At 74.3% G+C, this 10,409-nt stretch carries 11 protein-coding genes; all 11 read left to right on the top strand.

Annotation, left to right across the window (positions count from 1 at the left end; genetic code table 11):
• The first annotated feature begins 280 nt into the window (after positions 1-280).
• The gene (locus ACFVXK_RS33445) at positions 281-910 is read left to right on the top strand and encodes a hypothetical protein (RefSeq protein WP_389619383.1); all 630 of its coding nucleotides are present in this window, start codon (positions 281-283) and stop codon (positions 908-910) included.
• A gap of 256 nt (positions 911-1,166) precedes the next feature.
• Positions 1,167-1,556, top strand: a complete 390-nt coding sequence (locus ACFVXK_RS33440) for a DUF3040 domain-containing protein (protein WP_389619380.1) — start codon at positions 1,167-1,169, stop codon at positions 1,554-1,556.
• Between the two features lie 58 nt (positions 1,557-1,614).
• Positions 1,615-1,986 (top strand): hypothetical protein, encoded by a 372-nt coding sequence (locus ACFVXK_RS33435; RefSeq protein ID WP_389619378.1) that lies wholly within the window; start codon positions 1,615-1,617, stop codon positions 1,984-1,986.
• Between the two features lie 186 nt (positions 1,987-2,172).
• Positions 2,173-3,918 carry an enoyl-CoA hydratase-related protein gene (locus tag ACFVXK_RS33430; protein WP_389619375.1) on the top strand — a complete coding sequence of 582 codons (1,746 nt, stop codon included), beginning with the start codon at positions 2,173-2,175 and terminating at the stop codon, positions 3,916-3,918.
• Positions 3,919-3,989: 71 nt separating this feature from the next.
• Positions 3,990-5,045 (top strand): hydrogenase expression protein HypE, encoded by a 1,056-nt coding sequence (locus tag ACFVXK_RS33425; protein ID WP_389619372.1) that lies wholly within the window; start codon positions 3,990-3,992, stop codon positions 5,043-5,045.
• Between the two features lie 66 nt (positions 5,046-5,111).
• Complete coding sequence (locus ACFVXK_RS33420) at positions 5,112-6,896, top strand: nickel-dependent hydrogenase large subunit (RefSeq protein ID WP_389619369.1); 1,785 nt, start codon at positions 5,112-5,114, stop codon at positions 6,894-6,896.
• A complete protein-coding gene (locus ACFVXK_RS33415) occupies positions 6,893-7,423 on the top strand; it encodes a hypothetical protein (RefSeq protein WP_389619366.1) in 531 nt (176 codons plus the stop codon). Before ACFVXK_RS33420 ends, ACFVXK_RS33415 begins: the two co-directional genes overlap by 4 nt.
• Positions 7,420-8,055: a DUF5947 family protein gene (locus tag ACFVXK_RS33410; protein ID WP_389619363.1), complete on the top strand. Its 636-nt coding sequence runs from the start codon at positions 7,420-7,422 to the stop codon at positions 8,053-8,055. Before ACFVXK_RS33415 ends, ACFVXK_RS33410 begins: the two co-directional genes overlap by 4 nt.
• The gene (locus ACFVXK_RS33405; RefSeq protein ID WP_389619360.1) at positions 8,052-8,747 is read left to right on the top strand and encodes a DUF6084 family protein; all 696 of its coding nucleotides are present in this window, start codon (positions 8,052-8,054) and stop codon (positions 8,745-8,747) included. The genes ACFVXK_RS33410 and ACFVXK_RS33405 overlap by 4 nt, the downstream gene beginning before the upstream one ends.
• Positions 8,744-10,165: a hypothetical protein gene (locus ACFVXK_RS33400; RefSeq protein WP_389619357.1), complete on the top strand. Its 1,422-nt coding sequence runs from the start codon at positions 8,744-8,746 to the stop codon at positions 10,163-10,165. The genes ACFVXK_RS33405 and ACFVXK_RS33400 overlap by 4 nt, the downstream gene beginning before the upstream one ends.
• The coding region (locus tag ACFVXK_RS33395) for a hydrogenase maturation protease (RefSeq protein WP_389619354.1) at positions 10,162-10,409 on the top strand (248 nt) is incomplete at its 3' end. The genes ACFVXK_RS33400 and ACFVXK_RS33395, both read left to right, overlap by 4 nt.

Below are 10,409 nucleotides of genomic sequence, written 5' to 3'. Positions count from 1 at the left end.
CTGGCACCGCCCGGCTCCGGCGACGACGCGGAAGCGGACCCGACGGCCTTCCTCCTGGACGCCGAACCCCTGTGACGCGCCCCCGGGCGCGGCCCGCTCCGCCGCGTCCGCCGCCCCCCGCACGGGCTTACCGCCGGTACCCCTTCCGGGTATCCCGTCCCGGGCCCCCCGATGATCATCCGCGGTGGCCCATAAGGGAGAATCCGGAACGCCGGGCACGACCATCCCGGCGGCACCGCGCCGGTCACCCCCGGCCTTACGCACGACAGGAGCACGCCCGTTGACCGAGGACAGGCGCGAACAGGTCCGACCCTTCGTGCGGGCGGGGGAACGCCTCGTCGCCGTGTGCGCGTACGAGCTCGGACCGGGCGTACCCACCCCGCCCGAGGACCTGCTCCCCCCGGCCGACCACTCCGCCCTCCACCGCCGCATCGAGGCGAAGCTGCCCAAGCCGCTCGCGCAGCTGGTGCGGACCCGCGTCATCGATCCCCGGCGCTCGCGGCCCGCCGCCGCGGCCGCCGCCGTGGACCGGCTGCCGGACGCCGTGGACCAGCTCGGCACCCGGCTGATGCACGGCAAGAGCATGGAGGGCGGCTGGCAGAGCTCGGCCGGGCACTTCCTCGTCAGCCGGGCCGGGGCGCGCGGTTCGGTCACCGGGGTCCTCGCCGTCACCGACCGGCGCTGGTTCGGCCTCACCGACGTCTCGCACCTGTGGCAGTCGACGCCCGTGATGAAGGAGTACTGGGAGGCGCCCCGCTCGGCCGTCGCCGCCGTCCGGGCCAGGCCGACGGGCGTGCTCCAGCGGGGCCGGATGGACCTGGAGTTCACGGACGGCTCCTGGGTGGCCCTCCTGGCCTCCGTCCCCGCCCAGGCGATCACCTTCGCGGAGTCGGCGTCCCACTACCGCTGAGCCGAAGCGGCCCGGGCGTACCGTTCCCGTGCGGCCCCGCGACACGTCCCGGCCTGCGCGGGGCCACCCGCCGCCCTCACCCCGGGCGGCGCGTGACCGCGCCGGGGCCCCTCCGCCGGCCCCGCCCCGGGCCGGGGACGCCCCCGGCCCCGCCCGGGACCGCTCCGGACGTCCCCGGCTCCGTCCAGGCCGCGCGGGCTGCCCCGGACACCCGGCCCGTGCCGGGCGGCGCATGGAGGGACCGGTGGTGGGGCAGATGCCCGGCCACAGTTCCGTGAGCCGGTGGGAGCCGGCCGGTGACGCGCAGGAGGCCGTGATGGACGGCAGCGGACTCTCGCACCGGGAGAGGAGGGCCCTGACCGCGATCGAACGCGCCCTGCGCACCGACCCGCGCTTCGAGCGGGCCATGACGTCCGGGACCCGCCTCTTCGCCCAGGAACCGGACCCGGCCGACCGGCCGCCCGACGGCCGCCGCGGCGTCCTGGGCGGCGTGGTCTGCGCCGTGACCGCCGTCGCCCTGACCCTGCTGCCCCTGGCCGTCGCCACCTCCGAGCCCGCCCTCGTCGCCGCCTTCACCTTCTCGTACGCGGCCACCCTGGCCGGACTGTTCCTCCTGGTCCGCCGCTGGTGCCGGCGCAGCGGCTGAGCCCGCGCCCCGCCGGGGGAGGGGGAATGCCCGGCCGACCGGCGGGCAGGCGCCGGGCATGACCTTCGAGCACCCCGCGAAGAAGACCGGCCGCGGCCGCCGCGGCCGCTTCGAGACCCTGGCCGAACTGGCCTCGAACTTCACCAGCTCCGCGGCCTTCCTGCTGCTCTGCGCCACCCTGGTGGCCGGCTTCGCCGCGGTCCACCTGGCCGGGCTGTCGATGGAGCGGCAGCACCTGGCGGGCGACGCCATGGGCGCCCTGTCCCTCCTGCTGCTGGCCCTGCTGAAGAACTCCGAACGCCGGGCCGAGCACGCCATCCAGCGCAAGCTCGACGCCATCGCCGCCGCCCTGCTGGAACAGCAGGAGGGCGACCGGAGCGAGGCCCACCGGGACCTGGAGGACGCCATCGGCATGGAGGACCGGCTCTGACACCGTCCCGGGGCCGCCGACTGGCCCCCGGCCGGGCCGCTTTCGGGTGACACCGCCGCCCGCCTGCGCCACCGCCCCCGGCCGGCCGCGCCACGATCGCAGGCGGCCGGTCATGAACCGGTCACGACCTGCCGATCGGGCCGGGCGCCACCGCGCCCCGCGCCCCGGACCGCCGCGGGAGACCACGTGCACGTCCTGCTCCTCGCGAGCGCGTTCAACAGCCTCACCCAGCGCGTCCACGCCGAGCTGCGCGACCACGGCCACAGCGTGGCCGTGGAACTCGCCCTCCCGGGCCGCCCCCTCGCCGAGGCCGTACACCGCCACGCCCCCGACCTCGTGCTCGCGCCGATGCTGCGCACGGCGATCCCCGAAGAGGTCTGGTCCGCCCACCCCTGTCTGATCGTCCACCCGGGCCCGGTCGGCGACCGCGGCCCCGCCTCGCTCGACTGGGCCGTGCAGGAGGGCCGCACCCGTTGGGGTGTGACCGTCCTGCAGGCCGAGGCCGAGATGGACGCCGGCCCCGTCTGGGCCACCGCCGAGTGCACCGTCCCCCCGGTCGGCAAGAGCGACCTCTACCGCGGGGAGATCGCCGACGCGGCCCTGGAGGCCGTCCTGCTCGCCGTGGAGCGCTTCGCCTCCGGAACGTACCTCCCGCGGCCCCAGCACCACGCCACCGCCCGCCCCGGCCTGCGCCAGGAGGGCCGCCGCATCGACTGGGAGGCCGACGGCACCGAGCGGGTCCTGCGGGTGCTGCGCGCCGCCGACTCCCGGCCCGGTGTACGCGACGAACTGCTCGGCGCACCGTGGTACCTGCACGGCGGCCACCCGGAGGACCGGCTGCGCGGCCGCCCCGGGGAACTGCTGGCCACCCGCGCCGGGGCGGTCTGCCGGGCCACGGCCGACGGCTCCGTGTGGATCCCGGAGCTACGGGCCGTCCACGCCCCCGGCGAGCCCCCCGCCCCGCGGCTGCCCGCCGTCCTCGCCCTGGGCGACCGGCTGCCCCCGCTGCGCGAGCACCCGGCGCCCCTGCACCCCGGCCCCGGCCGCCACACCTGGTCCGACATCCGCTACCGGGAGGAGGGGCAGACCGGCTTCCTCTCGTTCTCCTTCCCCTCCGGGGCCATGGACACCGATCGCTGCCGCCGGCTGCTGGAGGCCTACTGCAGCGCCCTCTCCCGCCCCACCTCGGTCCTCGTCCTCGGCGGCGGCCGCGACTTCTTCTCCAACGGCATCCACCTCGGCGTGATCGAGGCCGCCGCCGACCCGGCCGCGGAGTCCTGGGCCAACATCAACGCCATGGACGACCTGGTGGAGGCCGTCCTGACCACCACCGACCGGCTGGTCGTCGCCGCCCTCGGCGGGAACGCCGCCGCCGGCGGGGCCATGTTCGCCCTCGCCGCCGACGAGGTCTGGTGCCGCTCCGGCGCGGTCCTCAGCCCCCACTACCGCCTGATGGGCCTGTACGGCTCCGAGTACTGGACGTACACCCTGCCGGCCCGCGTCGGCGGGGCCGCCGCCGCCCGGCTCACCGAGGACGCCCTGCCGCTGAGCGCCGACGCGGCCCTGGCCCTGGGACTGTCCGACCGCACCCTCGCCTGCCCGCCCGAGGCCTTCGCCGAGGAGACGGCCCGCCTCGCGGCCCGCCTGGCCGCCCTGCCCGCCACCTCCGCCCGCATCGCCGCCAAGAAGGCCCGCCGGGACCAGGACGAGGCCCGGCGCCCGCTGGCCTCCTACCGGGCGGCCGAGCTGGACCGGATGAAGCGCACCTTCGACGACCCGCACGCCCCCTACCACACCCTGCGCCGTGCCTTCGTCCGCAAGGAGCCCGTCCGGGAGACCCCGCCCCACCTCACCCGCCGCACCGGCCCGGCCGCCGCCCGCGTCACCGGTCCGGCCGTACAGGACAGCGCGTCCCCGGCGGGCTCCTGCTAGCAAGGAAGAGGTGCGGTCCGCCCGCCCCCTCTCCACCTCCCCCCCCGCATCCCCTCCGAAGGAGGCCCCGCATGGATGCAGCAACGTCGGACCCGGTCGAGGACCCGACGATCCACATCCTCTGGATCAACGCCGGCCTGAGCTGTGACGGCGACTCGGTCTCCCTCACGGCCGCCATGCAGCCGAGCATCGAGGAGATCGTCACGGGCGTCCTGCCGGGCCTGCCCAAGGTGGCCGTCCACTGGCCCCTGATCGACTTCGAGTGCGGCCCCGTCGGCGGTGCCGACACCTTCGTCGAATGGTTCTTCAAGGGCGAGCGCGGCGAGATCGACCCGTTCGTGCTCGTCGTCGAGGGCTCCATCCCCAACGAGTCGATCAAGCCCGAGGGCTACTGGTGCGGCTTCGGCGACGACCCCCGCACCGGCCAGCCGATCACCACCAGCGAGTGGATCGACCGGCTCGCCCCCAAGGCGCTCGCCGTGGTCGCCATCGGCACCTGCGCCACGTACGGCGGCATCCACGCCATGGAGGGCAACCCCACCGGCGCCATGGGCGTGCCCGACTACCTCGGCTGGGACTGGACCTCCAAGGCCGGCATCCCCATCGTCTGCGTGCCCGGCTGCCCCATCCAGCCCGACAACTTCTCCGAGACCCTGACCTACCTGCTGTACCAGGCGGCCGGGTCGGCCCCGATGATCCCGCTGGACGACAAGCTCCGCCCCACCTGGCTGTTCGGGCAGACCGTCCACGAGGGCTGCGACCGCGCCGGGTACTACGAGCAGGGCCAGTTCGCCCACACCTACGACTCCCCGCAGTGCCTGGTCAAGCTCGGCTGCTGGGGCCCCGTCGTCAAGTGCAACGTCCCCAAGCGCGGCTGGATCAACGGCGTCGGCGGCTGCCCCAACGTCGGCGGCATCTGCATCGCCTGCACCATGCCGGGATTCCCCGACAAGTTCATGCCGTTCATGGACGCGCCCCCCGGATCCCACGTGTCCGCGAAGGCCAGCGGAGCCTACGGGGCCGTGATCCGGCGCCTGCGCGCGGTCACCCAGCACACCGTCGACCAGGAACCCAAGTGGCGCCACGCCGGCCGCAAGCTCACCACCGGCTACCGCCCGCCCTGGTGACCCGCCCCCCTCCTCCCGACCGATCCCACCCCACCCCGTAGCGAACGAAGGGTCACGGCACAGACGATGGCACCGAAGACGAACGCGGCCGGCGACGGCAGCGGCCTGGTCGAGATGGCCTGGGATCCGATCACCCGGATCGTGGGCAGCCTCGGCATCCACACGAAGATCGACTTCAAGCAGAAGCGCGTCGCCGAGTGCTACAGCACCTCGTCGGTCTTCCGCGGCTACAGCGTCTTCATGCGCGGCAAGGACCCCCGCGACGCGCACTTCATCACCAGCCGCATCTGCGGCATCTGCGGGGACAACCACGCCACCTGCTCCGTCTACGCGCAGAACATGGCCTACGGGGTCAAGCCGCCGCACCTCGCCGAGTGGATCATCAACCTCGGCGAGTCGGCGGAGTACATGTTCGACCACAACATCTTCCAGGAGAACCTGGTCGGGGTCGACTACTGCGAGAAGATGGTCCGCGAGACCAACCCCGGCGTCCTCGAACTCGCCGAGCGCACCGAGGCCCCGCACGCCGCCGACCACGGCTACCGCACCATCGCCGACATCATGCGCTCCCTCAACCCCATCGAGGGCGAGTTCTACCGGGAGGCCCTCCAGGTCAGCCGGTACACGCGCGAGATGTTCTGCCTGATGGAGGGCCGCCACGTGCACCCCTCCACCCTCTACCCGGGCGGCGTCGGCACCATCGCCTCCGTCCAGCTGTTCACCGACTACATGAGCCGCCTCATGCGGTACTGCGAGTTCATGAAGAAGGTCGTCCCGCTCCACGACGACCTGTTCGACTTCTTCTACGAGGCCCTCCCCGGCTACGAGGAGGTCGGCCGCCGGCGCGTGCTGCTGGGCTGCTGGGGCGCCCTCAACGACCCCGAGCACTGCGACTTCACGTACGCCAACATGACCGACTGGGGACGGAAGATGTTCGTCACCCCGGGCGTCGTCGTCGACGGCAAACTGGTCACCAACGACCTCACCCAGATCAACCTCGGCATCCGCATCCTGCTCGGCAGCTCGTACTACGACGACTGGGAGGGCCGCGAGCAGTTCGTCACCCACGACCCGCTCGGCAACCCCGTCGACCCGCGCCACCCGTGGAACCAGCACACCATCCCCGCCCCGCAGAAGCGCAACTTCGACGACAAGTACAGCTGGGTGATGTCCCCCCGCTGGTTCGACGGCAAGGACCACCTGGCGCTCGACACCGGCGGCGGCCCCATCGCCCGCCTGTGGTCCACCGCCCTGTCCGGGCTCGTCGACGTCGGCTACGTCAAGGCCACCGGCCACAGCGTGGTCATCACCCTGCCGCGCACCATGACCAAGCCGGAGACCACCTTCGAGTGGAAGATCCCGAAGTGGTCCAACGCGCTGGAACGCAACCGCGCCCGCACCTACTTCCAGGCCTACGCCGCCGGCATCGCCCTGCACTGCGCCGAGCAGGGGCTGGCCGAGGTCCGCGCCGGACGCACCCAGACCTGGGAGAAGTTCGAGGTCCCCGACGAGTCCATCGGCTGCGGCTTCACCGAGGCCGTCCGCGGCGTCCTCTCCCACCACATGGTGATCCGCGACGGCAAGATCGCCAACTACCACCCGTACCCGCCCACCCCGTGGAACGCCAGCACCCGCGACACCTTCGGCACCCCCGGCCCCTACGAGGACGCCGTGCAGAACACGCCGATCTTCGAGGAGAACACCCCGGAGAACTTCAAGGGCATCGACATCATGCGCGCCGTGCGCAGCTTCGACCCCTGTCTGCCCTGCGGGGTCCACATGTATGTCGGCGGCGGCAAGACCGTGAAGACCCTGCACGTCCCCACCGGCCTGAGCGGACTCGGCGGATGAGCGCCGCCGCCGACGCCCGCCAGGCGGGCGCACGCGTCGAGGAGGTCCTCGACCGGCTGGCCGGGTCCGGGGACCGCGCCGCCTGCGCCTCCGCCGAGGAACTCGTCCGCGTCCTGATGGAGTTCTACGGGGCCGGCCTCGCCCGGATCACCGAACGGCTCGGCGCCGGTTCGCTGGCCCCGCTGCTCGACGACGACCTCGTGGCGAGCCTGCTCACCCTGCACGGCCTGCACCCCGAGGACGCCCACACCCGGATCGGACGGGCCCTGCGCTCCGCCGGCGCCCCCGTCGAGCTCCTCGGCTTCGACCCCGCCACCGGAGTCCTGCGGCTGCGCACCGCCCCCGCCGCGGCCTCCGGCTGCGGCTGCGGATCGGGCTCCGGCGGCGACGCCACCCGCGCCGCCCTCGAGGACGCCCTCGCCTGCTTCGCCCCCGAAGTCACCGGCGTCGACATCGAGACGGCCGCGCCCCCGCCGCCCCTGCTCCAGATCGGCACCCGCCCGCAGACCCCGGCCCGGGTGCCGTGACGGGCCCCCGCCCCCGGGGGCTGCACCGCTTCACCGGCCCCCGCCCGCCCCGTCCCGAGAGCTGCGGACTGTGCGGGACACCCGTGCCCCCGGACGGCCACCGCCACCTGGTGGAGACCGAGCAGCGGACCCTGGTGTGCGCCTGCACCGCCTGCTCCCTCCTCTTCGACCGGCCGGGCACCCGCACCGGCCGCTACCGCGCCGTCCCCGACCGCTACCTCGCCGACCCCGGGCACGCGTTGGACGACGCGGCCTGGGAACGGCTGCGGATCCCCGTCGGCGTGGCCTTCCTCTTCCACAACGCCGCCCTCGGCCGCCTCGTGGCCCTCTACCCGAGCCCCGCCGGAGCCACCGAGAGCGAACTCGACCCCGACACCTGGCAGTCCGTCCTCGGCGCCGGCCGCCTCGCGGGACTCCTCGAACCCGACGTGGAAGCCCTCCTGCTGCACCACACCCCCGGCCGCACCACCTGCCACCTGGTCCCCATCGACCTCTGCTACGAACTCGTCGGCCGGATGCGGCTGCTGTGGCGCGGCTTCGACGGCGGCGCCGAGGCCCGCGCCGCACTCGACACCCTCTTCGCCCACGTCGAGGCCCGCGCCCGGATCCTCGCGGAGGCCGGCCCCTCATGACCGACCTCACCTTCACCTGCACCGGAGTCCGCGCCGACCCCTACGCCGCCGGCCCCACCCTCGTCCTGCGGCTGCGCGTCACCGCGGCGACCCCCGACACCCGGGTCCACGCCCTCGCCCTGCGCTGCCAGATCCGCATCGAACCGGCCCGGCGCGGCTACGGCCCCGACGAGGCCGAAGCCCTCGCCGACCTGTTCGGCGACCGCTCCCGCTGGGGGAGCACCCTGCACCCGGTGCAGTTCGCCCAGGTCGGCCTGCTGGTGCCCGGCTTCACCGGGGAGACCGAGACCGACCTCGTCATCCCCTGCACCTACGACATGGACATCGCCTCCACCCGCTACTTCAACGCCCTCCAGGACGGCGAGGTCCCCCTGCTGCTGCTGTTCTCCGGCACCGCCTTCACCGGAGCCGGCGGCTTCCGCGTCGAACCCGTCCCCTGGGACCGCGAGGCCGTCTGCCGGATGCCCGTCGCCGTCTGGCGGGAGATGGTCGAACAGCACTTCCCCGGCTGCGGATGGCTACGGCTGCCCCGCGACACCATGGCCGCACTGCTCGCCTACCGCTCCCGCCACGCCCTCGCCTCCTGGGAGACCACCCTGCGCGCCCTGCTGGCCGCCGCCGAACCCGCCCCGCCGCCGCTCCCGCTGCCGGGCACCCCCGCCCCCCGCGTCACCGAGAGGGCCGCCCCATGACCACGACGGCCCCCACCGCCACCGCCCACCGCTCCGGGCGCCGCTTCGAGACGGCCCGCCAGGTCGCCGACGCCGTCCTCTTCGAGGGCTACGTCCTCTACCCCTACCGGGCCTCCGCCGCCAAGAACCGGATGCGCTGGCAGTTCGGCGTCCTCGTCCCGCCCGCCTGGGCCCCCGCCCAGGGCGAACACAGCCTCCAGCGCACCGAGATCCTGATGGAACCGCGCGGCGCCGCGACCCTCTCCCTCGAACTGCGCTTCCTGCACGCCCAGCGCCGGACCGTGCAAGAGGCCCGTGCGGACGGCACGTTCACCGACACCGCCGCACTCCACCTGCCCGACCGCGTCCTCGTCCCCTGGGACGAGGGCACCGAGGAACGGGTCGAACTGCGCGTGGCGGTACCGGAACTGACGGAGAAGGAGATCGTCCTCCCCTTCACCCGCCCCGCCCGCGAGGACGTCGAACCGGTGCTCGACGACCACGGCCGCACCGTCGGCCGCCTGGTCCGGCGCACCCAGGAGGCCGAGGGCGTCGTCCGGCTGCACGCCGAGGAACTCGAAGGCCCCTACCGGGTCCTGAAGCTCACCGCCGTCGTCGAGAACACCAGCCCCTGGACCCCCGACGGGCCCGGGACCGCCCGCGAGGAGGCCCTGCCGCGTTCGCTGGTCGCCGCCCACCTCCTGCTCGGCCTGAACCCGGGCTCCTTCCTCTCCATGACGGACCCGCCCGAATGGGCCCGCTCCGCCGTCGCCGGCTGCGCCAACCTGCACACCTGGCCGGTCCTGGCCGGCGAGGACGGCCGCGCCGACGTGGTCCTGTCCTCCCCGATCATCCTGGAGGACCACCCCGCCATCGCCCCCGAAAGCGCCGGGGAGATGTACGACGCCACCGAGATCGACGAGATCCTCGCCCTGCGCACCGCCGCCCTCACCGACGAGGAGAAGCGCGAGGCCCGCGGCACGGACCCGCGCGCGGCGGCCGTCGTCGACCTGGCCGAGACCCTGCCGCCCGAGGTCCTGGAACGGCTCCACGGAGCCGTCCGCTCCCTGCGCGCCGCCACCGGGGCGACCGTACCCGGGGAGCCGGCGCCGGACGCCCTGTTCACCCCGGAAACCCCCTGGTGGGACCCGGCCGGCAGCGCCCCCGCCGAACCGGCGCCCGACCGGGTCCTGGTCGACGGCACCCCCGTCGGCCCCGGCAGCCGCGTGACCCTCCGCCCCGGGCTCCGGCGCACCGACGCCCAGGACCTCTTCCTCCAGGGCCGCACCGCCCGCGTGGAGGAGGTCCTGCACGACGTCGACGGGGGAGTGCACCTGGCCGTGACCGTGGAGGGCGACCCGGGCGCCGACATCCGCCGCGAACAGGGCCGGTTCCTGTACTTCCAACCCGACGAGGTGACCGCCCTGGAGGAGCCGTGAACGGCCGGGTCCTGATCGCCGGCATCGGCAACGTCTTCCTCGGCGACGACGGCTTCGGCGTCGAGGCGGTGCGCGCCCTGTCCGCGCACGCCCTGCCCGACCACGTGGAGGTGGTCGACTTCGGCGTGCGCGGGGTGCACCTGGCCTACCAGCTCCTGGACGGCTACGACACCCTCGTCCTGGTCGACGCCACCGAACGCGGCGGCGACCCGGGGACCCTGTACCTGATCGAGGCGCCCGGCTC

Source organism: Streptomyces sp. NPDC058157 (genome assembly GCF_042884105.1).
In the GTDB taxonomy this organism is placed as follows: Bacteria; Actinomycetota; Actinomycetes; order Streptomycetales; family Streptomycetaceae; genus Streptomyces.
The sequence above is the reverse complement of the archived record's forward strand: the minus strand, read 5'-3'. Positions and strand labels throughout refer to the sequence as shown.

What these genes read in the sequence shown, in the direction of transcription:
- ACFVXK_RS33400 (WP_389619357.1), top strand. Translation starts at nt 8,744, where the DNA reads ATGACCACGACGGCCCCCACCGCCACCGCCCACCGCTCCGGGCGCCGC.
- ACFVXK_RS33415 (WP_389619366.1), top strand. Translation starts at nt 6,893, where the DNA reads ATGAGCGCCGCCGCCGACGCCCGCCAGGCGGGCGCACGCGTCGAGGAG.
- ACFVXK_RS33425 (WP_389619372.1), top strand. Translation starts at nt 3,990, where the DNA reads ATGGATGCAGCAACGTCGGACCCGGTCGAGGACCCGACGATCCACATC.
- ACFVXK_RS33420 (WP_389619369.1), top strand. Translation starts at nt 5,112, where the DNA reads ATGGCACCGAAGACGAACGCGGCCGGCGACGGCAGCGGCCTGGTCGAG.
- ACFVXK_RS33435 (WP_389619378.1), top strand. Translation starts at nt 1,615, where the DNA reads ATGACCTTCGAGCACCCCGCGAAGAAGACCGGCCGCGGCCGCCGCGGC.
- ACFVXK_RS33405 (WP_389619360.1), top strand. Translation starts at nt 8,052, where the DNA reads ATGACCGACCTCACCTTCACCTGCACCGGAGTCCGCGCCGACCCCTAC.
- ACFVXK_RS33440 (WP_389619380.1), top strand. Translation starts at nt 1,167, where the DNA reads ATGCCCGGCCACAGTTCCGTGAGCCGGTGGGAGCCGGCCGGTGACGCG.